This is a genomic window from Streptomyces sp. ATCC 21386 (assembly GCF_018728545.1).
Lineage (GTDB): Bacteria > Actinomycetota > Actinomycetes > Streptomycetales > Streptomycetaceae > Streptomyces.
This window is the reverse complement of sequence record NZ_JAAVVL010000001.1, coordinates 6932384-6956280: the sequence shown is the minus strand read 5'-3', so window position 1 is coordinate 6956280 and position 23897 is coordinate 6932384. Positions and strand designations below refer to the sequence as shown.

General features: G+C 71.1%; 21 protein-coding genes. 9 read left to right on the top strand and 12 right to left on the bottom strand.

The genetic code is table 11. The features are described from left to right. Positions 1 to 74: 74 nt before the first annotated feature. The 3 genes from GWK25_RS29905 to GWK25_RS29895 are packed head-to-tail and all read right to left on the bottom strand — an operon-like array spanning position 75 to position 3532. Positions 75 to 1493, bottom strand: a complete 1419-nt coding sequence (locus GWK25_RS29905) for a class I adenylate-forming enzyme family protein (protein WP_215454503.1) — start codon at positions 1491 to 1493, stop codon at positions 75 to 77. Between the two features lie 6 nt (positions 1494 to 1499). After that, the gene (locus GWK25_RS29900) at positions 1500 to 2684 is read right to left on the bottom strand and encodes a 3-dehydroquinate synthase II family protein (RefSeq protein WP_215454502.1); all 1185 of its coding nucleotides are present in this window, start codon (positions 2682 to 2684) and stop codon (positions 1500 to 1502) included. Then, positions 2681 to 3532, bottom strand: a complete 852-nt coding sequence (locus GWK25_RS29895; RefSeq protein ID WP_215457685.1) for a 2-amino-3,7-dideoxy-D-threo-hept-6-ulosonate synthase — start codon at positions 3530 to 3532, stop codon at positions 2681 to 2683. Before GWK25_RS29895 ends, GWK25_RS29900 begins: the two co-directional genes overlap by 4 nt. 451 nt (positions 3533 to 3983) lie before the next feature. Here GWK25_RS29895 and GWK25_RS29890 point away from each other — a divergent pair, with 451 nt between their 5' ends. Beyond that, positions 3984 to 5366: an MFS transporter gene (locus GWK25_RS29890; protein ID WP_215454501.1), complete on the top strand. Its 1383-nt coding sequence runs from the start codon at positions 3984 to 3986 to the stop codon at positions 5364 to 5366. 148 nt (positions 5367 to 5514) lie between these two features. Here the strand turns inward: GWK25_RS29890 and pgl are convergent, their stop codons facing one another. The 5 genes from pgl to tkt are packed head-to-tail and all read right to left on the bottom strand — an operon-like array spanning position 5515 to position 12423. Beyond that, the gene (pgl, locus tag GWK25_RS29885; RefSeq protein WP_215454500.1) at positions 5515 to 6297 is read right to left on the bottom strand and encodes a 6-phosphogluconolactonase; all 783 of its coding nucleotides are present in this window, start codon (positions 6295 to 6297) and stop codon (positions 5515 to 5517) included. After that, positions 6294 to 7658, bottom strand: a complete 1365-nt coding sequence (gene opcA, locus GWK25_RS29880) for a glucose-6-phosphate dehydrogenase assembly protein OpcA (protein WP_215454499.1) — start codon at positions 7656 to 7658, stop codon at positions 6294 to 6296. The genes pgl and opcA overlap by 4 nt, the downstream gene beginning before the upstream one ends. Then, positions 7655 to 9187 (bottom strand): glucose-6-phosphate dehydrogenase, encoded by a 1533-nt coding sequence (zwf, locus tag GWK25_RS29875; RefSeq protein WP_374105764.1) that lies wholly within the window; start codon positions 9185 to 9187, stop codon positions 7655 to 7657. The genes opcA and zwf overlap by 4 nt, the downstream gene beginning before the upstream one ends. Beyond that, a complete protein-coding gene (gene tal, locus GWK25_RS29870) occupies positions 9184 to 10302 on the bottom strand; it encodes a transaldolase (RefSeq protein WP_215454497.1) in 1119 nt (372 codons plus the stop codon). The genes zwf and tal overlap by 4 nt, the downstream gene beginning before the upstream one ends. Before the next feature lie 33 nt (positions 10303 to 10335). After that, positions 10336 to 12423 carry a transketolase gene (tkt, locus tag GWK25_RS29865; RefSeq protein WP_215454496.1) on the bottom strand — a complete coding sequence of 696 codons (2088 nt, stop codon included), beginning with the start codon at positions 12421 to 12423 and terminating at the stop codon, positions 10336 to 10338. Positions 12424 to 12796: 373 nt separating this feature from the next. On the opposite strand from tkt, the gene GWK25_RS29860 reads away from it, so the two are divergent. From GWK25_RS29860 to GWK25_RS29845, 4 genes are all read left to right on the top strand, one after another. Further along, positions 12797 to 13753, top strand: coding sequence for a heme o synthase (locus GWK25_RS29860; protein WP_215454495.1), 957 nt, complete (start codon positions 12797 to 12799; stop codon positions 13751 to 13753). A gap of 160 nt (positions 13754 to 13913) precedes the next feature. After that, on the top strand, positions 13914 to 14276 hold the full coding sequence (locus GWK25_RS29855) for a hypothetical protein (RefSeq protein WP_215454494.1): 363 nt from the start codon (positions 13914 to 13916) through the stop codon (positions 14274 to 14276). Between the two features lie 57 nt (positions 14277 to 14333). Then, the gene (locus GWK25_RS29850) at positions 14334 to 15440 is read left to right on the top strand and encodes an amidohydrolase family protein (protein ID WP_215454493.1); all 1107 of its coding nucleotides are present in this window, start codon (positions 14334 to 14336) and stop codon (positions 15438 to 15440) included. Between the two features lie 114 nt (positions 15441 to 15554). Further along, positions 15555 to 16328 (top strand): nucleotidyltransferase domain-containing protein, encoded by a 774-nt coding sequence (locus GWK25_RS29845; protein ID WP_215454492.1) that lies wholly within the window; start codon positions 15555 to 15557, stop codon positions 16326 to 16328. A gap of 1 nt (position 16329) precedes the next feature. On the opposite strand, the gene GWK25_RS29840 is transcribed toward GWK25_RS29845, so the two are convergent. From GWK25_RS29840 to GWK25_RS29825, 4 genes are all read right to left on the bottom strand, one after another. Beyond that, positions 16330 to 17364, bottom strand: a complete 1035-nt coding sequence (locus GWK25_RS29840) for a heme A synthase (protein ID WP_215454491.1) — start codon at positions 17362 to 17364, stop codon at positions 16330 to 16332. 73 nt (positions 17365 to 17437) lie between these two features. After that, a complete protein-coding gene (locus tag GWK25_RS29835; protein ID WP_215454490.1) occupies positions 17438 to 18217 on the bottom strand; it encodes an ABC transporter permease in 780 nt (259 codons plus the stop codon). After that, positions 18214 to 19137 (bottom strand): ABC transporter ATP-binding protein, encoded by a 924-nt coding sequence (locus GWK25_RS29830; RefSeq protein ID WP_215454489.1) that lies wholly within the window; start codon positions 19135 to 19137, stop codon positions 18214 to 18216. Before GWK25_RS29830 ends, GWK25_RS29835 begins: the two co-directional genes overlap by 4 nt. A 10-nt stretch (positions 19138 to 19147) precedes the next feature. Beyond that, the gene (locus GWK25_RS29825) at positions 19148 to 19981 is read right to left on the bottom strand and encodes an aminoglycoside N(3)-acetyltransferase (protein ID WP_215454488.1); all 834 of its coding nucleotides are present in this window, start codon (positions 19979 to 19981) and stop codon (positions 19148 to 19150) included. Between the two features lie 161 nt (positions 19982 to 20142). On the opposite strand from GWK25_RS29825, the gene GWK25_RS29820 reads away from it, so the two are divergent. The 4 genes from GWK25_RS29820 to GWK25_RS29805 all read left to right on the top strand — a co-directional run bounded on the left by GWK25_RS29820 (position 20143) and on the right by GWK25_RS29805 (position 23891). Continuing rightward, positions 20143 to 20874 (top strand): metalloregulator ArsR/SmtB family transcription factor, encoded by a 732-nt coding sequence (locus tag GWK25_RS29820; protein WP_086799342.1) that lies wholly within the window; start codon positions 20143 to 20145, stop codon positions 20872 to 20874. Then, the gene (sufB, locus tag GWK25_RS29815) at positions 20871 to 22295 is read left to right on the top strand and encodes a Fe-S cluster assembly protein SufB (protein WP_184895554.1); all 1425 of its coding nucleotides are present in this window, start codon (positions 20871 to 20873) and stop codon (positions 22293 to 22295) included. The genes GWK25_RS29820 and sufB overlap by 4 nt, the downstream gene beginning before the upstream one ends. Before the next feature lie 88 nt (positions 22296 to 22383). Further along, a complete protein-coding gene (sufD, locus tag GWK25_RS29810) occupies positions 22384 to 23577 on the top strand; it encodes a Fe-S cluster assembly protein SufD (RefSeq protein ID WP_215454487.1) in 1194 nt (397 codons plus the stop codon). Further along, a complete protein-coding gene (locus tag GWK25_RS29805) occupies positions 23574 to 23891 on the top strand; it encodes a non-heme iron oxygenase ferredoxin subunit (protein ID WP_048585098.1) in 318 nt (105 codons plus the stop codon). The genes sufD and GWK25_RS29805 overlap by 4 nt, the downstream gene beginning before the upstream one ends. Positions 23892 to 23897: the final 6 nt, after the last annotated feature.

Sequence of the window (23897 nt, the reverse complement as noted above, 5' to 3'; positions counted from 1 at the left end):
TCCAGGGGGAATGTCGTGAGAAGGTCGTGCGAAAAGTCATCGGGGCTGTTCGCCCGGGGCTGTCTGCCGAGCCGTCACGCGCCGCCGCTCGCCGCCGCCTGGAGCGTCGCCGCCCGGCGGACCAGCTTCCCGTTCGACGTGCGGGGCAGGTCCTCCAGCAGCCGGATCACCCGGGGCAGCTTGTAGTCGGCCAGCCGCTCCCGGCACCAGCGCAGCAGCTCCTCCGCCGACGGACTCCCGGCCCCGGCGGCGAGGGCCACGTACGCCTCGGTGACGTCCTCGTGGACCAGGACCGCCTGCTCGACGGCCGGGTGCGCGCGCAGCACGTGCTCGACCTCGGTGAGATCGACCTTGAGGCCGCCGATGACGACGAGGGAGTCGGCGCGGCCGCCCACGGTGACCGTCCCGTCGGCGCCGACCGCCGCCCGGTCACGGGTGTGCAGCCAGCCGTCGGTGTACTGGGTGCCGCCGGAGTCGAAGAGGTACGGCGACTCGGCGAGCGCGACGTCCAGTTCGCCCTTGTGCGCGCGGACCACCACCCCCGGCGCGGGCCGGCCCACGGAGGGGCGCAGCGTGCCGCCGACGTCGATGGCGACGATGCCGGTCTCGGTGGTGCCGTAGGCCTCACCGACCCTGACGCCGTACCGTTCGGCGAACCGCGCGGCGACCTCGGGAGGCATCAGCTCGCCGCCGGAGACGGCGGTCCGCAGCGCGGGCAGCGCGGGCGGATCGAGGGCGGAAGCGAGCAGTTCGTAGTGCATAGGCACCCCGAACAGGGCGGTGATCCGGTGGTCGAGGGAGGTCCGCAGGATGTCGCGGGCCGAGACCCGGGGCGCGAAGACGACGGACACCCCGGCCGCCAGCGCGTGCAGCAGTCCGCCGACCAGCCCGAAGCTGTGCGCGGTGGAGCTGAGCAGCAGCAGCCGGTCGCCCTCGACCGGCATCCCGGCAACCGCCGCGAACGACTCCAGCTCGGCGGCGATCGACCCGGCGCTCCGGCCGATCACCTTCGGCCGCCCGGTCGACCCCGAGCTGAACTGGACCAGCCGGTGCCTGCCGTCGGCCGCCCGCCCCGCCCTGCGGCACTCGGTGGCGACCTCGTACTCGGACCGGAAGCCGAACGCCGCCCGGACGTTGGCGCCGGCCCGGACCATGAACTGCGGCCGGCAGACGGCGCACAGCGCGTCGACCTCGGCGGGCTTCAGCCGGAAGTCGAACAGCATCACCTGCGCGCCCAGCCGCCACAGCGCGAGCAGGACCTCGACCTGGGTGAAACTGGGCGGGGTCCGCAGCCCCACCGTGCTGCCGGGGCCGATGTCGTAACCGGCGAAGACGGCGGCCTGCTTGGCCACCCGCTCCCGTAACTCCCCGCGGGTGACGGTCTCCCGCTGATGCGTCAGATAGGGCAGACCGTCGTCCCGCGCGTCGAACAGCCGCTGGACCAGGGCACCCATCCCGTCCTCGCCGGCCGCGGCCGCCACGAGCTCGCCCATGGGGCCTCAGACCTCCTTGCAGAACTCGCCGATGGGCAGGCCCACATGGCGCTTGTCCTGGGCCAGGTACCCGAGCAGCTCGTCGCCGGTCCGCAGCTCGGTGACGTTGAGGACCTTGCCGCCCGGCCCGAGGACCCGCACATGCCAGTCGTCCTGCACGGTCAGGCTCACCAGCCGCCCGTCCTCCGCGTGGGTGCGGATCTCCAGCAGCGGCCGGGACTCCAGCTTGGCCCGCCCGACCACCACCCGCCGGGTGCGGCCGTCGGCGCCGACCGCCAGCAGGGCGCTGCCGGAACCGACCTCGCTGAGGTAGTTGGTGCGGTTGTCGGGGCCCAGCGTGTACGAGTGCAGGGCACCGGCGTTGACCCGGAAGGGCCGGGTCGGCATGTACGGCAGCGGGTGGGTCTCGCTGCAGCAGAGCACGAACCCGGAGGAGTACGAGCCGACGAGGATGCCCTCGTCCTCCTCGAAGTGTGAACAGGTGTCCACGCAGACCCGGTCGCCGAGCCCGACGTGCCGGATGCTCTCGACGGTGAGCGTGGACAGCTCCAGCTGCGGGGTGGTCGCCTCCAGCAGCCGGGCCAGCGCGAACACGTCGTCGGCGCTCCGGGGGGTGAACAGGATGCCGTCCGAACCGCGTTCGAGGACGTCGAAGACGATGGCCGCCTCCTCCAGGTCCCCGACGACGGTCACCAGCTTCCCCTCGGCCGACTCGGCCGCCGCGAGCACGATCTCCAGCGGGATCTTCGTCGGATCGGCGAAGTGGATCACCGTGTACGGCAGTGCCATCGCGCCCACGCACGACAGCTGGAGGGTCCGGTCGTCCCGTACGTCGACGAAGCCGGCGACCGGGGTGCCGCTCGCGGCCCGGTTCTCGGCGGCGAGGGCGTCCAGCTCGTCCTGGGCGGTGAACTTCCGCAGCAGCAGGTCGACTCCTGCGCCGGTGGGGGGCTTGTCCGCGGGCTTGGCGTCGGCCTTGGCCTCCTTGTCACCCTTGTCGGCGGGCTTCTTCGCGGGCACGGCGGCCGGCGCTCCGCCCGCCAGCACCCGGGTCACCGTCGGCGGCAGCGTCCCCAGCAGCTCGGCGTCGGCGGAGACCACCCCCGCCATCCGGGCGTGGACGGCCGCGTCCACCACCGCCTGGAGCTGCGGACGGGGGACTTCACGGAGATCGATCCACGCGAACCTCATGCGACACCTGCCACGATCGTCGAGTAGGGGGAATGGGTCGTTCCTGTATGTGCCATGCTCATGCCATCCAGGGGGTCCGCATCGCCGCGCCCCTCCCCGTGCACCACGGCGGCCAGCCGGGACACCAGGGTGGCGGGGGAGGCGGAGGAGAAGACGCGGCGGCCGACCGCCAGACCACGGCAGCCGGCGGCCATCACGGCGGTGCCGTACTCGATGAGGTCGGAGCCGTCGGGCGGGCCGCCGGCGGCGAGGACGGGGATGGGGCTGTGGGCCACCACCTCGGCCATCCGGTCGAGCGGCAGGGCCACCGAGGTCTTCACCATGTCGGCGCCCAGGTCGGCGGCGACGTTCACGATGTGCGCGAGGAGCGCGGGATCGTGCGGGTTCTCGATCCGGGGGCCACGGGGGTAGACCATCGCGATCAGCGGCATGCCCCAGGTGTCGCAGGATCGGGCCACCGCGCCCAGGTCCGCGAGCTGGCGCCCCTCGGTGTCCGAGCCGATGTTCACATGGACGCTGACCGCGTCGGCGCCGAGGGCCACCGCCTCCTCCACGTCGCCGACCAGCACCTTGGCGTCGACGTCGGCGGAGCAGGCCGTGCTGGCGCTCAGATGCACCACCAGCGCGCAGTTCCTGAGGAGGGCGGGGTCGAGGGTGCGGGCCCGCCCTTTGTGGACGACGATCCCGTCGGCGCCGCCGGCCACCAGGGCCTTCAACAGCTCTTCCCACTGGCCCGGCGGAGCGACCGGACCGTCCGAGACACTGTGGTCGAGCGGTATCAGCAAATGCCGGTCGTCGCCGGCCAGGGAAAGTCTTCTCCAACGTAATGGCTTGCCACTTTTCAGCATGGGAAAAGCCTTCCGCTCCATGTCCGAAAAACGATGGTCGTAGAACTTTCAAGTTCTGCCGGGACGTCAGCATTCCGTGCGTGATCGGCAGTTGGCAAGGCGTGACCGTCGGCAAATTTTTATGCGGCTCGACGCATGAATATTGACAGCGACCTGACAGGATTCTCGGGCTTGACGGGGTCCAAGGGTGGTGTTCGTGCCGTATTTTGCCGACCTGTCCGCACGCATAGCGGGATCACATGTTTTAAATGGCGTTGTCGCGTGTAATCGACGCGTATTCCACCTTCGAAAGAATTCGACGAAGTCGGCGGGCGCTCTTTCCCGGAGTTCCTTGTGGGAGTCGAATTTCCCGGCCTAGGGTGACAGCCGCACTCCGGTTCGTGTTTCATGCGTGGCCGTCCCCGTCTGGGCCCGGACCATTCGTCTCCGGGCGTACCGGAAGTGAGCCCCCATGCCCGAATCCCCGTCCAGGACCGTCGCCGAGGCCGCGGCCCCCAGATCCGCCGCCTTACCGGCCTCCCCGTCGGCCGGGTCGAGCAAGCCGTCCCGGGTCGCCGCCGCGAGTCTCATCGGCACGACCATCGAGTACTACGACTTCGCCGTCTACGGCACCGCCTCCGCGCTCGTCCTCGGCCCCGCGTTCTTCCCCTCCGGCAACCCGACCGTCTCCACCCTCGCCGCGTTCCTCACCTTCGCCGCGGCCTTCCTGTCCCGCCCCCTCGGCGTCGTGCTCTTCGGCACGATCGGCGACCGGCTGGGCCGCCGGCGCGCCCTGGTCGCCTCCCTCCTGCTCATGGGCCTCGCGACGGTCGGCGTCGGCCTGCTCCCGACCTACGAGACCGCCGGACTCCTCGCCCCCGTACTCCTGGTGACCCTCCGTCTGCTGCAGGGCGTCAGCATGGGCGGCGAGTGGGGCGGCGCGGTCCTGCTGGCCGCCGAGCACGCCCCGCCCGGCCGGCGGGCCCTGTACGCCGCCGTCCCGAACGTCGGCCCCTCCCTCGGGTTCCTGCTCTCCAGCGCCGTCATCCTCCCGACCCTGAACATCGTGGGCCGAGACGGCTTCGCCGACTGGGCCTGGCGGGTGCCGTTCCTGCTCAGCGCGGTACTCGTCGTGGTCGGGCTGTGGGTGCGGTCGACGGTCTCGGAGTCGCCGGTCTTCCAGGAACGGTCCTCGGCAGCGACGTCCCCGGCCTCGTCGGGGAACCCGGCCGCACCGGTGTCGCGCTTCCCCCTCGGCACGCTCCTCACGCGCCACCCCGGACGGCTGCTGCTCGGCACCGGCGCGGCGATCGGCGGGTCCGCCGTCTACTACCTGACGATCGTCTACAGCCTGTCCTACGGGCCGAAGTCGCTCGGCATCCCGCAGAACACGATGCTCACGGCGGCGAGTGTGGGGGCGGCGGCGGGGATCGCGATCACCCTGCCCGTCGCCCGGCTGGCCGACCGGGTCGGGCGCCGTCCGCTGATGCTGGCGGGCGCGGCCGGGTCCGTCATGTGGGCCGTGCCGATGTACGGGTCGCTCAGCACGGGCAACGCGTTCCTGATCACCGGTGCGTACACGGTGGGCCTCGGGCTGCTCGCCCTGATGTTCTCGCCGATGGCGGCGTTCCTGGCGGAGCTGTTCCCGGCGTGGCTGCGCTACACCGGGGCGTCGGCGGCGTTCATCCTGGCCAACACGCTCGGGGGCGGGTTCGCTCCGCTCGTGGCGACGTGGCTGAACAGCCAGTGGTCGTCGCCGTTGGTGCTGGGGTTCTACACGGGTGGGTTGTGCCTGGTCAGCCTGGTGTGTCTGTGGGCACTGCCGGAAACCAGGGAGGACGACTTCGCCGTCTGAGTTTCCTCGCCCCACGCAGTTCCTCGCGCCCCAGCAAGGGGCGCGAGGAACTGCGCGAGAAGCCCCACCGGCCCGCGCATGGGGGCCGAAGGGGCGCAGCCCCTGGGGATGGGAACGGGTAGCGGCGGCGGGGGGGGGAGTCAGTCGTTCACGGCGAGGCCGGCGGATACAGCGAGCGCGGCAGGCGTGACGCCGCCGCCGCGTCCAGCAGCCACAGCGTCCGTGCCCTCCCCCTCGCCCCGGCCGCCGGCGCCTGGATCTCCCCGGCTCCGGACAACGCGATCGCCGCAGCACCCGCCTTGTCCTCGCCGGCCGCGAGCAACCACACCTCACGCGCCGCCCGGATCGCAGGCAGCGTCAGCGTGACCCGCGTCGGCGGCGGCTTCGGTGCCCCGTGCACCCCCACCACCGTCCGCTCGGTCTCCCGCACGGCGGGCAGCTCGGGGAAGAGCGAGGCCACATGGGTGTCCGGCCCGACCCCCAGCATCAGCACGTCGAACGTCGGCACCGACCCGTGGTTCTCCGGCCCCGCCGCCCGCGCCAGCTCCTCGGCGTACGCCGAGGCCGCCGCGTCCACATCGGCACCCCGCGGCCCGTCCGAAGCAGGCATGGCGTGCACCCGCTTGGGGTCCAGCGGCACCGAGTCCAGCAGCGCCTGACGGGCCTGGGTGACATTGCGCTCGGCGTCGCCCTCGGGCAGGAACCGCTCGTCGCCCCACCACAGGTCCAGGCGGCCCCAGTCGATCGCGTCCCGGGCGGGCGCCGCCGCCAGCGCGGCGAGCAGGCCGTTGCCGTTGCGGCCACCCGTGAGCACGACCGAGGCGTAGCCGCGCGAGGCCTGGGCGTCGACGACCTTGGTGATCAGCCGCGCGGCCGCGGCCTGCGCCATCAGCTCCTTGTCGCGGTGCACGACCAGCTGCGGTGTGCTCATGGCGTGGTCGCCTTCTTCACGGGCGGCATCTGTGCCGGAGTGGGCCGCTCGGAGTCACCGTCACCGGCGGACCCTGCCGATCCCTCCGTCCCCGAAGGGGCGGACGACGGAGCGGCCGGCGGCAGCGCCGCGGCAGCCCGCGCCGCGGAAGCGGCCGACGCGACGGCCGCACCCAGCCCGGGACCCGAGCCGGAAACGGCACCCGGAACGGACGCCGAGGCATGACCGGGCCCACCGGCCGAGGACACCGACCCGGAGCCCAGTGCCCCGGCACCCCCGGGAGCCGTGACTCCGGAAGCCCCACCGGCGGCACCGGGCGCCGCACCACCAGAGGCGACGCCCCCAGTCGCAGCCGCGGCACCGGCGGACCCCGAGCCACCGGAGGACCCGGTCGCGGTCGCCGCCGTCGGCGCGTTGCCCGGCGCAGCGCTCAGCCCGCCGCCCAGCCGGTCCACCCCGAACCGCAGCGCCGACGCGTACGTGTCGTCGGGGTCGAGCCTGCGCAGTTCCTCCGCCAGCAGCTCGGACGTCTCGCGGCGCTTCAGCGCCACGGCCCGGTCCGGCTGGTCCTCCAGCGTGAGCAGCGCCAGCCCGCCGTTCGGCCGGTAGAGCCGGATGGGGCCGGTGCTGGTCAGCATCCGCACCTCGTTGAGGCCGGGCCCGGCCGACACCCCGCGCCGTACGTGCACGTGGAGCCGGTCCGCCAGCCACATGGCCAGCAGTTCCACGCTCGGGTTGTACTGCTCGCCCTGCACCTCCGCGGAGATGACCTCGCAGTCCACCTGGTCGAGCGCGGCGGCCAGCATCGAGCGCCAGGGGGTGATCCGGGTCCAGGCCAGATCCGTGTCGCCGGGCTCGTAGTTCTCCGCTCGGGCCCGCAGCTCGTCGATGGGCTTCTCGGCGGCGTAGCTGTCGGTGACCCGGCGCTGCCCGAGCGCGCCCAGCGGATCGCTGGCCGGGTCGAGCGGCGCGTTCACCGGCCACCACACCACCACCGGCGCGTCCGGCAGCAGCAGCGGCAGCACCACCGACTGGGCGTGGTCCGCGACCTCGCCGTACAGCCGCAGCACGACCGTGTCACCGGTGCCCGCGTCCGCGCCCACCCGCACCTCCGCGTCGAGGCGGGACTTCGTGCGGTCGCGCGGCGAGCGGGAGACGCGCTTGATCACCACGATCGTGCGCGAGGGGTGCTCGCGGGAGGCGTCGTTGGCGGACTTGAGCGCGTCGTACGCGTTCTCCTCGTCCGTCACGATGACCAGCGTCAGCACCATGCCGACCGCCGGGGTGCCTATCGCCCGGCGGGCTTTCACCAGCGCCTTGTTGATCTTGCTGGCCGTGGTGTCCGTGAGGTCTGTCTTCATGGCCGGCGCCAGCTCCGTCCGTCTCGCTCGAGCATCTCGTCCGCCTCGACGGGACCCCAGGTCCCCGCCTGGTACTGCGCGGGCCTGCCGTGCTTGTCCCAGTACTCCTCGATCGGGTCGAGGATCTTCCAGGACAGCTCGACCTCCTCGGTGCGCGGGAAGAGGTTCGAGTCGCCCAGGAGGACGTCGAGGATCAGCCGCTCGTACGCCTCGGGCGAGGACTCCGTGAAGGACTCGCCGTAGGCGAAGTCCATCGACACGTCCCGGATCTCCATCGAGGTGCCCGGCACCTTCGAACCGAAGCGGACCGTGACACCCTCGTCCGGCTGGACGCGGATGACGATCGCGTTCTGGCCCAGCTCCTCGGTGGCGGTGGAGTCGAAGGGGGAGTGCGGGGCGCGCTGGAAGACGACCGCGATCTCGGTGACCCGGCGGCCCAGGCGCTTGCCCGTCCTGAGGTAGAAGGGGACGCCCGCCCAGCGGCGGTTGTCGACCTCGACCTTGATCGCCGCGTAGGTGTCGGTCTTCGACTTGCGGTCGATGCCGTCCTCTTCGAGGTAGCCGATGACCTTCTCGCCGCCCTGCCAGCCGGCCGCGTACTGCGCGAACACGGTGTCCCGGCCCAGGTCCTTCGGCAGCCGCACCGCGCCGAGCACCTTGGTCTTCTCGGCGGCGAGCGCGTCCGCGTCGAAGGAGGCGGGCTCCTCCATCGCGGTCAGCGCCATCAGCTGCAGCAGGTGGTTCTGGATGACGTCACGGGCCGCGCCGATGCCGTCGTAGTAGCCCGCCCGGCCGCCGATGCCGATGTCCTCGGCCATCGTGATCTGTACGTGGTCGACGAAGGACCGGTTCCAGATCGGCTCGAACATCGTGTTGGCGAAGCGCAGCGCCAGGATGTTCTGGACGGTCTCCTTGCCCAGGTAGTGGTCGATGCGGAAGACCTGGTCCGGGGCGAAGACCTCCTCCACGGTCGTGTTGAGGTCCTCGGCGGACGCCAGGTCGTGACCGAACGGCTTCTCGATGACCGCGCGCCGCCAGGACCCGCCCGACTGGTCCGCCAGCCCGTGCTTCTTCAGCTGCTGGATGACGACCGGGAAGGCGGACGGCGGCACGGAGAGGTAGAACGCGAAGTTCCCCCCGGTGCCCTGGGCCTTGTCCAGCTCCTCGATGGTGTCGCGCAGCCGCTCGAAGGACTCGTCGTCGTCGAAGGTGCCCTGGACGAACCGCATGCCCTGGATGAGCTGCTGCCAGACCTCCTCGCGGAAGGGCGTCCGCGCGTGCTCCTTGACCGCGTCGTGCACCTCCTGCGCGAAGTCCTCGTTGGCCCATTCCCGGCGCGCGAAGCCGACGAGCGAGAAGCCCGGCGGCAGCAGTCCGCGGTTGGCGAGGTCGTACACGGCAGGCATCAGCTTTTTACGTGACAAATCGCCTGTGACGCCGAAGATGACCAGGCCCGACGGCCCCGCGATACGCGGGAGCCGTCGGTCCGCGGCGTCACGCAGCGGATTGCTGCTCGACAAGGTGTTCAGCCCTCCGAGGGTGCGAGGCGCTGCAGCTCCGCCTCGGTCGACTTGAGCAGGTCGTTCCAGGACGCCTCGAACTTCTCGACGCCCTCGTCCTCCAGCAGCTGCACGACCTCGTCGTAGGAGATCCCGAGCTTCTCGACCGCGTCCAGCTCGGCACGCGACTGCTCGTACGTGCCCGCGATCGCGTTGCCGCGGATCTCACCGCCCGCCGCGGTGGCCTCCAGCGTGGCCTCCGGCATGGTGTTCACCGTGTTGGGCGCGACCAGCTCGTCGACGTACAGCGTCGCCTTGTACGCCGGGTCCTTGACGCCGGTCGAGGCCCACAGCGGACGCTGCTTGTTGGCGCCCGCGTTCTCCAGGGCGGCCCAGCGGCCGTCCGAGAAGACCTCCTCGTACGCCTGGTAGGCGAGGCGGGCGTTGGCGACACCGGCCTTGCCGCGCGCGGCCTTGGCCTCGTCGGTGCCGAGCGCGTCGAGGCGCTTGTCGATCTCGGTGTCCACCCGGGACACGAAGAAGGACGCCACCGAGTGGATCTTCGACAGGTCGAGACCCCGCTCCTTGGCCTTCTCCAGACCGGCCAGGTAGGCGTCCATGACCTGGCGGTAGCGCTCCAGCGAGAAGATCAGCGTCACGTTGACGCTGATACCGAGGCCGATGACCTCGGTGATGGCCGGCAGGCCGCCCATCGTCGCCGGGATCTTGATCAGGGTGTTGGGGCGGTCCACCAGCCAGGCCAGCTGCTTGGCCTCGGCGACCGTCGCCTTGGTGTTGTGCGCCAGGCGCGGGTCGACCTCGATGGAGACCCGGCCGTCCTGGCCGCCGGTCGCGTCGAAGACCGGGCGCAGGATGTCGGCGGCGTCACGGACGTCCGCCGTCGTGATCATGCGGATGGCCTCTTCGACGGTGACCTTGCGGGCGGCGAGGTCGGAGACCTGCTGCTCGTAGCCGTCACCGCTGCTGATCGCCTTCTGGAAGATCGACGGGTTGGTGGTGACGCCCACGACGTGCTGCTGGTCGAGCAGCTCGGCGAGGTTGCCGGACGTGATGCGCTTGCGCGACAGGTCGTCCAGCCAGATCGCCACGCCTTCCTCGGAGAGGCGCTTGAGTGCGTCTGTCATGGAATTACATCTCCTACGTGTCGTGTGTGAGCGTCAGCGCTGAGCGGCGGCGAGGGATTCCTGCGCGACCGCTGCCACGTTCTCGGCAGTGAAGCCGAACTCGCGGAAGAGGACCTTGCCGTCGGCCGAAGCGCCGAAGTGCTCCAGCGAAACGATGCGGCCGGCGTCACCGACGTACTTGTGCCAGGTCAGTCCGATCCCGGCCTCGACCGCGACACGCGCCTTGACGGACGGCGGCAGAACGCTGTCCCGGTACCCCTGGTCCTGCTCCTCGAACCACTCCACGGACGGCATGGACACGACGCGGGTGGGCACCCCGTCGGCCTCCAGCCGCTCGCGGGCCTCGACGGCCACGTGCACCTCGGAACCGGTGGCGATGAGGATGATCTCCGGCGCGCCGTTCGACGCCTCGAAGAGCACGTAACCGCCCTTGGCCGCGCCCTCGTTGGCCTCGTACGTCGGCACGCCCTGACGGGTCAGCGCCAGACCGTGCGGGGCGCCCTTGCCGAACTCCTTGGTCCAGCGCTTGAGGATCTCGCGCCAGGCGATCGCCGTCTCGTTGGCGTCGGCCGGGCGGACCACGTTCAGACCCGGGATCGCGCGCAGCGAGGCCAGGTGCTCGACCGGCTGGTGCGTCGGGCCGTCCTCACCGAGACCGATGGAGTCGTGCGTCCAGACGTACGTCACCGGCAGGTGCATCAGCGCGGACAGGCGTACGGCGTTGCGCATGTAGTCGGAGAACACGAGGAACGTGCCGCCGTAGATACGGGTGTTGCCGTGCAGCGCGATGCCGTTCATCTCCGCGGCCATGGAGTGCTCGCGGATGCCGAAGTGGATCGTGCGGCCGTAGGGGTCCGCCTCCGGCAGCGGGTTGTCCGCCGGGAGGAACGAACTGGTCTTGTCGATCGTGGTGTTGTTCGACCCGGCGAGGTCGGCGGAGCCGCCCCACAGCTCGGGGATCACCGCGCCCAGCGCCTGGAGGACCTTGCCGGACGCGGCACGCGTCGCGACGCCCTTGCCCGTCTCGAACTCCGGCAGGTGCGACTCCCAGCCCTCGGGCAGCTCGCCCGCGCTGATCCGGTCGAACTCGGCGGCACGCTCGGCGTTGCCGTCCCGCCACTCCTGCAGTTGCTTCTCCCAGGCCGAACGTGCCTCACGGCCACGCTCGCCCAGCGCGCGCGTGTGCTCGATGACCTCGGCGGCGACGTCGAAGCTCTTCTCGGGGTCGAAGCCGAGGACGCGCTTGGTGGCCGCGACCTCGTCCGCGCCGAGCGCCGAGCCGTGCGCGGCCTCGGTGTTCTGCGCGTTCGGCGCGGGCCAGGCGATGATCGAACGCATCGCGATGAACGACGGCTTGTCGGTGACGGCCTTCGCGGCCTCGATCGCCGCGTACAGCGCGACCGGGTCGAGGTCGCCGTTCTCCTTCGGCTCGACGCGCTGGACGTGCCAGCCGTACGCCTCGTACCGCGCGGTGACGTCCTCGGAGACGGCCGTCTCGGTGTCACCCTCGATCGAGATGTGGTTGTCGTCCCACAGCAGGACCAGGTTGCCGAGCTTCTGGTGACCCGCGAGCGAGGAGGCCTCGGCGGAGATGCCCTCCTGGAGGCAGCCGTCACCGGCGATCACGAAGACATGGTGGTCGAACGGAGACTCGCCGACGGCGGCCTCCGGGTCGAACAGACCGCGCTCGTAGCGGGCGGCCATCGCCATGCCCACGGCGTTGGCGACACCCTGGCCGAGCGGCCCGGTCGTCGTCTCGACGCCCTTGGTGTGTCCGTACTCGGGGTGGCCCGGGGTCTTCGAGCCCCAGGTCCGGAAGGCCTCCAGATCAGCCAGCTCCAGGCCGAAACCGCCCAGGTACAGCTGGATGTAGAGGGTCAGGGAGGAGTGGCCGGCGGACAGGACGAACCGGTCACGGCCCACCCAGTCGGGGTCGGCGGGGTCGTGGCGCATCACCTTCTGGAAGAGGGTGTACGCGGCGGGCGCGAGGCTCATCGCCGTGCCCGGATGGCCGTTGCCGACCTTCTGGACGGCGTCGGCGGCCAGGATCCGGGCGGTGTCGACGGCCCGCTGGTCCAATTCGGTCCACGCGAGGTCTGTAGTGGTCGGCTTGGTGCTCACCCTGGGTCAGGGCTCCTCTCCACATGTCTCGTGCCGGTGTTCTTCACGGCACCGGCCGTTGTCGAGCCTACCCCCGTAGGAACGCGCATTTTTTCGAGTCATTCCAGACTGCCGGGACTGGGTCCGGTCCGCCTCCCGACCCGTGTTCCGCATGGTGAGACCTGGGGGTTCCGTTGTTCGACATCTGAATACGGAGCCGCTCATCCGACTGCTCAACCGAAGTGTGTTCGGCTCGTCGGAGGCCGCCTCCCAACACGACCCCACCCCCTTGAAAGGCTGGCTCTGGGCAACGTCTACAGTGGCGTGGTACGCGCGAGCCGTCACGGGGAGTTCACATCCCAAGGCTTGCTGGGAGTCTCTGTCAGGGGTGTGCGTGACGGCCGTCGAATCCCGTCCACCGGGAGTGCTGGGCGCGAGCAACACGAGCAGCAGCCGGGGTCAGCGGCCGATCGGGGCCCGCGTCAAGGCGTTCGTGGCGCTGACGAAGCCGCGGATCATCGAACTGCTGCTGATCACCACCGTTCCGGTGATGTTCCTGGCGGAGCAGGGCGTCCCGGACCTCTGGCTGGTGCTCGCCACCTGCGTCGGCGGCTACCTCTCGGCGGGCGGCGCCAACGCGCTCAACATGTACATCGACCGCGACATCGACGCCCTCATGGAGCGCACCTCCCAGCGTCCGCTGGTCACCGGCCTCGTCACCCCGCGTGAGGGCCTGGTCTTCGGCATCACCCTCGCGGTCGTCTCCACGGTCTGGTTCGGCGTCCTCGTCAACTGGCTGTCCGCGTGGCTGTCGCTCGGGGCGCTCCTCTTCTACGTCGTCGTCTACACGATGATCCTCAAACGGCGTACGTCGCAGAACATCGTCTGGGGCGGCATCGCCGGCTGCATGCCGGTCCTCATCGGCTGGTCCGCGGTGACGAACTCGATGTCGTGGGCGGCGGTCATCCTCTTCCTCGTCATCTTCTTCTGGACGCCGCCGCACTACTGGCCCCTCTCCATGAAGGTGAAGGACGACTACGCCCGCGTCGGCGTCCCCATGCTCCCGGTCATCGCCTCCAACAAGGTCGTGGCCCGCCAGATCGTCCTCTACAGCTGGGTGATGGTCGCGGTCTCGCTCCTGCTCACCCCCCTCGGCTACACCGGCTGGTTCTACACCGCGGTCGCCCTGGTCACCGGCGGCTGGTGGCTCTGGGAGGCGCACGCCCTCCAGACCCGCGCGAAGAACGGCGCGACCGGCGGCAAGCTGAAGGAGATGCGCCTCTTCCACTGGTCGATCACCTACGTCTCGCTGCTCTTCGTGGCGGTGGCGGTGGACCCCTTCCTGCGCTGAAGCTGAGCTGCTGCCGCGCCCCGTCAGGGGCGCGGGGAACTGTGCGAGCAACCACGATGAGCCGGTACGCACCCACTCGCCGCAACGCACGATGGCGAGTGGCAAAGCCCACTGACCCCGCCCGTCGCCTCGTCGCATACCCATCGGTAGCATCCTGACCATGTCAGACACCAAGCAGGCAGACGAGGCCAAGGCGGCCAAGGCCGCCGCGAAGGCCGCCCGCAAGGCGGCCACGCTGGCCAAGCAGATCGGCTCCTTCGCGGCAGCGCACGGCGGCGCCGAGGCCCAGGTCGCCTACATCGGCCAGCTCGGCGCGCGCATCGTCCTGGTCGGCGAGGACGGCGGCTGGGGCGACCTCGTCGCCCCCACCCACGCCATCGCCGAACTGGCCGTACAGAAGGCCGGCGTCACCGTCCACGAGGACTTCGACGGCGAGTTCGCCGCCAAGGTGACGACCGGACCGTACGAATGGTCGCGCATGGCCGGAATCCAGGTCGGCGGCCCCGGCAACAGCAACACCTGAGCCCGGCTCACCCGTTAGGACCTGTGGGAGTTCACAGGTCCAGCCTCGGGGAGCCCGATGATCGACACGCCGTCCCTCGTGGACCAGTACTGCCACGGAGTGCTGCGCACGGAGCTGGGCCTCGGCACCTTCGAGGCCCACCTCGCCCGCAGCGAGGGCCCGCCGGCCCCCGGCACCACCTTCTTCGACACCCAGACGGGCTTCGCCGTCCGCCGCTGGTGCCCGCCTCTGCTGGGTCTGGAGCCGCACTGCCCACCGGCCCGCTATCTCGCCCGGCGCCGCGAGCTGGGCGTCCTGGAAGCCGGCCGCAGACTCCTGCGCGGCAGCGGGGTCACCACCTACCTCGTCGACACGGGCCTGCCCGGCGACCTCACCGGCCCCCACGAGATGGCCTCCACCGCTGACGCGGACGCACACGAGATCGTCCGCCTCGAACTCCTCGCCGAACAGGTCGCCGACACCTCCGGCACCGTCGAGTCGTTCCTGGCCAATCTCGCCGAGTCCGTGCACGCGGCCGCCGCGAACGCCGTCGCCTTCGCGTCGGTCGCGGGCGTGCGGCACGGCCTGGCGCTCGCGCCCGAGCCGCCCGGGCCCGGCGAGGTGCGCGGCGCGGCGGGACGCTGGCTCGCCCACCGGCCGGTCGGCGGATCGCTCACCGACCCCGTCCTCCTGCGCCACCTGCTGTGGATCGCCGTCGCCTCGGGCCGCCCCCTCCAGCTCCACGCCGGCCTCGGCGAACCGGGCCTGCGGATCGACGCCACCGACCCCGTCCTGCTCACCGACTTCGCCCGCGCCACGGCGGGCCTCGGCACCGACCTGATCTTGCTGCACGGCTACCCCTACCACCGCCACGCCGCCCACCTCGCCGCCGTCTTCCCGCACGTCTACGCGGACCTGGGCGCTGAACTGGTCCGCACCGGCGCACGGGCCACCGCCGTGCTCGCCGAGGTCCTGGAACTGGCGCCCTTCGGCAAGCTCCTGTTCTCCAGCGGCGCCCACGGCCTGCCCGAGCTGCACGTGGTCGGGGCCCGGCTGTTCCGCGAGGCGCTGGCACGGGTGCTGGGGACGTGGGTGGCGGAGGGTGCCTGGGCACTGACGGACGCCCAGCGCGTGGCGGGACTGATCGCCGCCGACAACGCACGACGGGTCTACGGGCTGGGGTGAGCCGACGGGCGCGCGCTCCGCGCGCTCGGCGCGAGCCGACGGGTGCAGGACTCCGCCTGGCCGGAGTGGGCCATCGGGTGTACGGCGCCCGGGGCGGCTGTACAGACTGGGCACATGACACGCAGCGACGCGACCGCCGGCTTACCCGGCCAGGTCACCGACACCGACACCGCGGCTCTGCTCGGGCACTTCCTCGACGAACTCCGCCCGCTCACCCCGCTCGCCGTCTGGGCCCACGGCTCCCTCGGCGGCGGCGACTACCGGGAGGGCCGCAGCGACCTCGACCTGATCGCCGTCCTGGACGGCCCGGTCACCGCCCGCACCGCCTGGCAGGCCGGCCGGCTGCATGCCCGGCTGCGCCACGACCGCCTCGCCGCCCTGCTGCACTGCACCTATCTGACGCCGGCCACGGCGGCCCACGCCGAGCGCAGACACCTCACCTGGGCGCACGAGCGGCTGTTCCGGCGCACGGTCACCCCGGTCACCCGGCGTGAACTGCACACCTTCGGCCTCGTCCTGCACGGCGAACCGCCGGGGGCCCTGCTGCCGCCCGTCTCCGACATCGAGCTGGACGCCTTCGTCGTCCGCGACCAGAAGGAGTTCTGGCGCCCGGCCGTGGACAGGGCCCCTCTCTGGGAGCGGGACGTCTGGGTCGACCTCGGCCTGCTCACGTTCGCCCGCGCCACGGCCACCCTGCGCGAGGGCCGTCTGATCTCCAAGCGGGAGGCCCTGGACCTGCTGCCCACGCTGGGCGCGCCCGCCGAGGTGGTCGAGGACGTCAGGCGGCGCCGCTACGGCGCACCGACCGGGCAGGTGCCGTACCGGGCCGAGCTGACCAGGCAGTTCCTCGGACCCGCGATCGACGACCTCGTGGCGACGTACGGCTGACTCAGCTGCGCGCCGCGACCGGCGCCTCGGCCGCCGCGGCGGGCATGTCGACCTCGTCCGCGGGCCGCTCCCGCAGCGACAGCAGCACCCGCAGGGTCGCGATCCACACCAGGCAGGAGCCGAACATGTGGGCGCCGACCAGCACCTCGGGGAGATCGGTGAAGTACTGCACATAGCCGAGGAGGCCCTGCGCGAGGAGGATCAGGAACAGGTCTCGGGTGCGGCGCAGCGGTTCGGCGGGGGCGTCCACGGCCTTGAGGACGAACCACAGGGCGAACGCCAGCGTCACCACGATCCAGGCCAGTACGGCGTGCAGCTTGGTGACGGCCTCCCAGTCGACCGGCATGCGCGGCACATCGCTGGAGTCGCCCGCGTGCGGGCCCGCGCCGGTGACCACCGTGCCGACCAGGATCAGCAGCACGCAGGCGCCGATCATGGCCCACACCAGCTGCTGCACGGCCTTGCCGACCAGCGGCCGGGGTGCCGCGTCGCTCTCGGGCACGCGATGCCACATGACCACGGCGACGGTGATGAGCGCGGTGGTGGCCAGGAAGTGGGCCGCGACCGTGTAGGGGTTGAGACCGACCAGGACCACGATGCCGCCGAGCACCGCGTTGCTCATGACGACCCAGAACTGTGCCCAGCCCAGCCGGGTGAGGCCGCGCCGCATCGGCTTCTGCGAGCGCGCGGCGATGATCGCCCAGCCGACCGCCGCGCACAGCACGTACGTCAGCAGGCGGTTGCCGAACTCGATGTAGCCGTGGACGCCCATCTCACGGGTCGCGGTGAGCGAGTCGTCGGTGCACTTGGGCCAGGTCGGGCAGCCGAGGCCCGACCCGGTGAGCCGCACGGCACCGCCGGTCACCACGATGACCACCGCCATGACGAGGGCGGCGAGAGCCGCGCGCCGGACCGTTCTGGGGTCCGGGGTCCAGCGTTCGGCGATGAAGGCGAGCGGGTTGCGCGCTGCGGAGACGAGGTCGTCGCGGGTCACTTTCGGCACGCCCCCATCGTAGGCGGCCGCTTGTGCACGCATTCACGAGGGGTACCGCCCCCCCCGGCGCGGCAGGCGTGGCCTGCCGGTCTTCACACGCGGGGGTGGCCTGCCGCTATTCCCAGCGGAAGAAGCGGGCCGCCGCGCCCAGCCCGAGCACCGCCCACACGGCGAGGATCCCGAGGTCGCCCCACGGCATCCCCGCGCCGTGCTGGAGGACGTCCCGCAGCCCGTCCGAGAGGGCCGCGATCGGCAGCAGCCCGAGGACGCTCTGCGCCGCGTCCGGGAACTTCTCCAACGGGACCACGACGCCACCGCCCACCAGCAGCAGCAGGAAGACGAGGTTCGCCGCCGCCAGCGTCGCCTCCGCCTTCAGCGTGCCCGCCATCAGCAGCCCGAGGCCCGAGAAGGCGGCCGTGCCGAGGACCAGCAGGAGCACCACGGCGAAGGGGTTGCCGTGCGGGTCCCAGCCCATCGCGAAGGCGATCACCGTGAGCAGGGCGACCTGGAGGATCTCCGTGACCAGCACGGACAGGGTCTTCGCCGTCATCAGGCCCCAGCGGGGGAGCGGGGAGACCGCGAGCCGCTTCAGCACGCCGTAGCGGCGTTCGAAGCCGGTGGCGATGGCCTGCCCGGTGAATGCCGTCGACATCACGGCGAGCGCCAGGACGCCGGGCGCCAGGAAGTCGACCGCCTCGCCCTCACCGGTGTCGACGATGTCCACCGAGCCGAACAGCACCAGCAGCAGCGTCGGGATGACGACCGTCAGGAGCAACTGCTCGCCGTTGCGCAGCAGCATCTTCGTCTCCAGCGCCGTCTGCGCCGCGATCATGCGGGGGAGCGGGGCGGCACCCGGCTTCGGTGTGTAGGAGCCCGTGCCCGTACGCGCGGTCATGAACGCAGCTCCTTGCCCGTGAGCTCCAGGAAGACGTCTTCGAGGGTGTGGCGCTCCACCGAGATCCGGTCCGGCATCACCCCGTGCTGGGCGCACCAGGAAGTGACGGTGGCCAGGAGCTGCGGATCGACCTTGCCGGTCACCCGGTACACACCGGGGGTCAGTTCGACGGCGGTGGAGTCCGCCGGGAGAGCCTTCAGCAGGGAGCCGACGTCGAGCGCGGGCCGGCCGGTGAAGCGCAGGGTGTTCTCGGCGCCGCCCCGGCACAGCTCCTCGGGCGAGCCCTGGGCCATGACCCGGCCGCCGTCGATGATCGCGACATCGTCCGCGAGCTGCTCGGCCTCGTCCATGTAGTGCGTGGTGAGGATGACCGAGACGCCGTCCGCGCGCAGGTCCCGGACCAGCTCCCAGGTGGCCCGCCGGGCCTGCGGGTCCAGGCCCGCGGTCGGCTCGTCGAGGAAGACCAGCTCGGGCCGGCCGACGACGGCCATCGCGAGGGCGAGCCGCTGCTGCTGACCGCCGGAGAGCCGTCGGTACGTCGTACGGCCGCAGCTGCCGAGGCCCAGGCGCTCGACGAGGGCGTCCACGTCGAGGGGGTGGGCGTGCAGCCGGGCCACGTGGCGGAGCATCTCCTCGGCGCGGGCGCCGGAGTAGACACCGCCGGACTGGAGCATCACGCCTATCCGGGGGCGCAGCGCGGCGGCCTCGCGGACCGGGTCGAGGCCGAGGACGGAGACCGAGCCGGAGTCCGGCTCGCGGTAGCCCTCGCAGGTCTCGATCGTGGTCGTCTTGCCCGCGCCGTTCGGGCCGAGCACTGCGGTCACGCCCGCCCCGGCCACCAGGTCCAGGCCGTCCACCGCGGTCTTGTCGCCGTACCGCTTCACCAGGGACCGGACCTGGACCACGGGGTCACTTCGCATGGGCCCGAGTCTAGGTACGCGGCCGGGTGCCGAGACGGGCGGGTCCGGAGATCTCCTCCTCACGGGGACGGTGCACCGGGAGCCAGCGCTCGGCGTACGCCACGGCGTCCGCCACCGGGAAGAGACGTACGTCCGCCCCGCCCACCCTGGTCCGGCGGATGCCGCGGTCGCGTTCGAAGTCGTACCCGAGCTCGTCGAAGCGGTCCGAGTCGATGGACACCTCGGTCACCACCTCCCAGCCGTCCGGCCCCGGCCGGCCGACCTCGACCAGGGGTGCGGGGATCCGGTACTCGGCCAGGTGGAAGCAGGTGCAGGAGTCGTAGCCCGCGCCGAGCAGCAGGACCCGGGCGCCCGCCGCCTCCAGCCGGGCCAGGGGGCTGCGCTCGCCCAGGCGGCAGTCGGGGGCGTGGTCCGCGAGGATCGCCGCCGCGCCCGGGCCGATCGCAGCGAACGACGTCTGCGGGTGCGCGCTGCGCAGGGCGCCCGGCCAGGTCCGTACCGTCTCGGGGATCACCCCGACCCCGCGGGTGGGGGTGGTCGCCGGGTCGTAGCCGGGCATGGTCGCGCGGATGGTCTCCCACCACTCCTCGGGCACCGGCGGGCGCCCCCAGAGCGCGGGGTCCGAGAGGTCGCCGGACTGACTGGGGACGACCAGGGTGCCGTCCGGACCGAGTGCGTCGAGCAGCGCGTGGACGACCGTCACGGCGCCTCCGCAGACCCAGCCGAGCGAGCTGAGCGAGGAGTGCACGAGGAGGGTCTCGCCGGGCTCGACCCCGGCGGCGCGCAGGTCCGCCGCCAGGCCGGCGCGGGTGACAAGAGGGCCGGTGGGAGGGGTTGTCGACATGGTGTGGCAGTCTTCCCGAGGGGCTGCGGCGACGCCACCGGTTTGATCGATCAGTGATCGTTTCCCCAGGTCAGCTTAGGTATGCCTAAGTGATGCACGGCACCGCCCGTCCGGCGGGACGCGGCTTGCCCAGCTCTGCGGAATTACGCAACAATGGCGTTGTGAAAAACGTCGGCGAGGCTCCGCAGGAGGAACTCGCGACCGGTGAGCGGTCCACCCGTAACCGGGTCGCGCGGTCCATCCTGTCCCACGGCCCGTCCACCGTGGCCGACCTCGCCGGGCGTCTGGGGCTGACCCAGGCGGCTGTCCGCCGGCACCTCGACGCCCTGGTCTCCGACGATGTCGTGCAGCCCCGTGAACAGCGCGTCTACGGCACGCGTACGCGCGGGCGCCCGGCCAAGGTGTTCGCCCTGACGGACTGCGGACGGGACGCCTTCGACCAGTCGTACGACAAGCTCGCCACCGACGCGCTCCGCTGGATCGCCGACCAGGAGGGCGGGGAGCAGGCGGTCGCCGCCTTCGCCCGCGCCCGGGTCGCCGCCCAGGCCGGTGCCTACCGCAAGGCCGTCGAGGCCGCGGACCCCGATGAGAAGACCGAAGCCCTGGCCAAGGCCTTGAGTGCCGACGGGTACGCTGCTACGGCACGCAGTGCCCCCCACCCCCACCAGGGTGAGCAGCTCTGCCAGCACCACTGCCCGGTGGCCCATGTGGCCGAGCAGTTCCCGCAGCTCTGCGAGGCCGAGACCGAGCTCTTCGCCGAACTGCTCGGCACACACGTCCAGCGGCTGGCCACCATCGCCCACGGCGACGGCGTCTGCACGACGTTCATCCCCAGAATTTCCAAGACAGCCACCAACGCATCCGCAAGCACGGCCGGGAGGAACCCCGCATGACTCTCCCCATCGAGGAGACAGCCCACCCCGAGCTCGAGGGCCTGGGTAAGTACGAGTACGGCTGGGCGGACTCCGACGAGGCCGGCGCCTCTGCCAAGCGTGGCATCAACGAGGACGTCGTCCGGGACATCTCCGCCAAGAAGAACGAGCCGGAGTGGATGACCAAGCTCCGTCTCAAGGGCCTGCGCCTGTTCGAGAAGAAGCCCATGCCGAACTGGGGCTCGGACCTGTCGGGCATCGACTTCGACAACATCAAGTACTTCGTGCGCTCCACGGAGAAGCAGGCGGAGTCCTGGGAGGACCTGCCCGAGGACATCAAGAACACGTACGACAAGCTCGGCATCCCCGAGGCGGAGAAGCAGCGCCTCGTCGCCGGTGTCGCGGCCCAGTACGAGTCCGAGGTCGTCTACCACCAGATCCGCGAGGACCTGGAGGAGCAGGGCGTCATCTTCCTCGACACCGACACCGCCCTGAAGGAGCACCCCGAGCTCTTCAAGGAGTACTTCGGCACCGTCATCCCGGTCGGCGACAACAAGTTCGCGTCGCTGAACACCGCGGTGTGGTCCGGCGGCTCCTTCATCTACGTGCCGAAGGGCGTGCACGTGGAGATCCCGCTCCAGGCCTACTTCCGTATCAACACGGAGAACATGGGCCAGTTCGAGCGGACGCTGATCATCGTCGACGAGGACGCCTACGTCCACTACGTCGAGGGCTGCACGGCCCCGATCTACAAGTCGGACTCCCTGCACTCCGCGGTCGTCGAGATCATCGTGAAGAAGGGCGCCCGCTGCCGCTACACGACCATCCAGAACTGGTCGAACAACGTCTACAACCTGGTCACCAAGCGCGCCGTGGCGTACGAGGGCGCGACCATGGAGTGGATCGACGGCAACATCGGCTCCAAGGTCACCATGAAGTACCCGGCCGTCTACCTGATGGGCGAGCACGCCAAGGGCGAGACCCTCTCCATCGCCTTCGCGGGCGAGGGCCAGCACCAGGACGCCGGCTCCAAGATGGTCCACATGGCGCCGAACACCTCCTCCAACATCGTCTCGAAGTCGGTGGCGCGCGGCGGCGGCCGCACGTCCTACCGCGGTCTCGTCGAGATCGGTGAGGGCGCCGCCGGATCCAAGTCGAACGTGCTGTGCGACGCCCTGCTCGTCGACACCATCTCCCGCTCGGACACGTACCCGTACGTCGACGTCCGCGAGGACGACGTGTCCATGGGCCACGAGGCGACCGTCTCCAAGGTCTCCGAGGACCAGCTCTTCTACCTGATGAGCCGTGGCCTCAGCGAGTTCGAGGCGATGGCGATGATCGTGCGCGGCTTCGTCGAGCCGATCGCGAAGGAGCTGCCGATGGAGTACGCGCTGGAGCTCAACCGGCTGATCGAGCTGCAGATGGAAGGCGCGGTCGGCTAAGCACCGCCCTCCGGTCCAGCAGCAGGCGGCCCGCCTCTCCGGGGCGGGCCGAAGATCGAAAACGTAGGAAGAGAGCAGACCGACAGCCATGGCTGAGGCTCAGAACATTCCGGTGGGCTCCACCACCGCCGGCTCGATCGCGGTGGCCGCCGAGTCGACCGTCGCCACGCGCATGAGCGCGCCCCCGTCCTTCGACGTGGCGGACTTCCCCGTGCCGCACGGCCGCGAGGAGGAGTGGCGGTTCACTCCGCTGGAGCGCCTGCGCGGGCTGCACGACGGCACCGCCGTCGCCACCGGCGACGGCCTGAAGGTCGACGTCCAGGTCCCCGAGGGCGTCACCGTCGAGGCCGTCGGTCGTGACGACGCGCGCCTCGGCAGGGCCGGCACCCCGGTGGACCGGGTCGCCGCCCAGGCGTACTCGGCGTTCGAGAAGGCCGGCGTCATCACCGTCCCCAAGGAGACGGTGCTCGCCGAGCCGATCCGGATCGCCGTGCACGGTGAGGGCGGGACCGCCTTCGCCCACCAGGTGATCGAGCTGGGTGCCTTCGCCGAGGCCGTCGTCGTCATCGACCACACCGGTGACGCGGTGCTCGCCGCCAACGTGGACTATGTCCTGGGCGACGGCGCCAAGCTGACCGTCGTCTCGGTGCAGGACTGGGACGACAAGGCCGTGCACGTCGCCCAGCACAACGCCCTGATCGGCCGGGACGCGAGCTTCAAGTCCGTCGTGGTGACCTTCGGCGGCGACGTCGTCCGTCTCCACCCCCGGGTCGCCTACGCCGGCACCGGCGGCGAGGCCGAGCTGTTCGGGCTCTACTTCACCGACAAGGGACAGCACCAGGAGCACCGCCTCCTGGTCGACCACAACACCCCGCACTGCAAGTCGAACGTGGTCTACAAGGGCGCGCTCCAGGGCGACGGCGCCCACGCGGTCTGGATCGGCGACGTGCTGATCGAGGCCAAGGCCGAGGGCACCGACACCTACGAGATGAACCGGAACCTGGTCCTCACGGACGGCGCCCGGGTCGACTCGGTGCCCAACCTGGAGATCGAGACCGGCGAGATCGTCGGTGCCGGCCACGCCTCCGCGACCGGCCGCTTCGACGACGAACAGCTCTTCTACCTGATGGCCCGCGGCATCCCGGCCGACGAGGCCCGCCGCCTCGTCGTCCGCGGCTTCTTCGCCGAGCTGGTCCAGCAGATCGGTGTCGACGACATCGAGGAGCGCCTCCTTACGAAGATCGACGAGGAGCTGGAGACCGTGTCTGGATCAGGCCGATGACCTTCGTACGCGCTTGCGGACTGAGCGAGCTGGAGGAGGACACCCCGAAGCGGGTGGAGCTCGACGGCACGCCGGTCTCGGTCGTACAGACCGAGGGAGAGGTGTTCGCCATCCACGACATCTGCTCCCACGCGAACGTCTCGCTGTCCGAGGGCGAGGTGGAGGACTGTCAGATCGAGTGCTGGCTGCACGGCTCCAGCTTCGACCTCCGCACCGGCAAGCCGTCCGGCCTTCCCGCGACGCGCCCCGTCCCCGTATACCCCGTAAAGATCGAAGGGGACGACGTGCTCGTCTCCCTCACCCAGGAGTCCTGAGGCACC

What these genes read in the sequence shown, in the direction of transcription:
- GWK25_RS29905 (WP_215454503.1), bottom strand. Translation starts at nt 1,493, where the DNA reads ATGGGCGAGCTCGTGGCGGCCGCGGCCGGCGAGGACGGGATGGGTGCC.
- GWK25_RS29900 (WP_215454502.1), bottom strand. Translation starts at nt 2,684, where the DNA reads ATGAGGTTCGCGTGGATCGATCTCCGTGAAGTCCCCCGTCCGCAGCTC.
- GWK25_RS29895 (WP_215457685.1), bottom strand. Translation starts at nt 3,532, where the DNA reads ATGCTGAAAAGTGGCAAGCCATTACGTTGGAGAAGACTTTCCCTGGCC.
- GWK25_RS29890 (WP_215454501.1), top strand. Translation starts at nt 3,984, where the DNA reads ATGCCCGAATCCCCGTCCAGGACCGTCGCCGAGGCCGCGGCCCCCAGA.
- pgl (WP_215454500.1), bottom strand. Translation starts at nt 6,297, where the DNA reads ATGAGCACACCGCAGCTGGTCGTGCACCGCGACAAGGAGCTGATGGCG.
- opcA (WP_215454499.1), bottom strand. Translation starts at nt 7,658, where the DNA reads ATGAAGACAGACCTCACGGACACCACGGCCAGCAAGATCAACAAGGCG.
- tal (WP_215454497.1), bottom strand. Translation starts at nt 10,302, where the DNA reads ATGACAGACGCACTCAAGCGCCTCTCCGAGGAAGGCGTGGCGATCTGG.
- GWK25_RS29855 (WP_215454494.1), top strand. Translation starts at nt 13,914, where the DNA reads ATGTCAGACACCAAGCAGGCAGACGAGGCCAAGGCGGCCAAGGCCGCC.
- GWK25_RS29850 (WP_215454493.1), top strand. Translation starts at nt 14,334, where the DNA reads ATGATCGACACGCCGTCCCTCGTGGACCAGTACTGCCACGGAGTGCTG.
- GWK25_RS29845 (WP_215454492.1), top strand. Translation starts at nt 15,555, where the DNA reads ATGACACGCAGCGACGCGACCGCCGGCTTACCCGGCCAGGTCACCGAC.
- GWK25_RS29840 (WP_215454491.1), bottom strand. Translation starts at nt 17,364, where the DNA reads ATGCGTGCACAAGCGGCCGCCTACGATGGGGGCGTGCCGAAAGTGACC.
- GWK25_RS29835 (WP_215454490.1), bottom strand. Translation starts at nt 18,217, where the DNA reads ATGACCGCGCGTACGGGCACGGGCTCCTACACACCGAAGCCGGGTGCC.
- GWK25_RS29830 (WP_215454489.1), bottom strand. Translation starts at nt 19,137, where the DNA reads ATGCGAAGTGACCCCGTGGTCCAGGTCCGGTCCCTGGTGAAGCGGTAC.
- GWK25_RS29825 (WP_215454488.1), bottom strand. Translation starts at nt 19,981, where the DNA reads ATGTCGACAACCCCTCCCACCGGCCCTCTTGTCACCCGCGCCGGCCTG.
- sufB (WP_184895554.1), top strand. Translation starts at nt 20,871, where the DNA reads ATGACTCTCCCCATCGAGGAGACAGCCCACCCCGAGCTCGAGGGCCTG.
- sufD (WP_215454487.1), top strand. Translation starts at nt 22,384, where the DNA reads ATGGCTGAGGCTCAGAACATTCCGGTGGGCTCCACCACCGCCGGCTCG.
- GWK25_RS29805 (WP_048585098.1), top strand. Translation starts at nt 23,574, where the DNA reads ATGACCTTCGTACGCGCTTGCGGACTGAGCGAGCTGGAGGAGGACACC.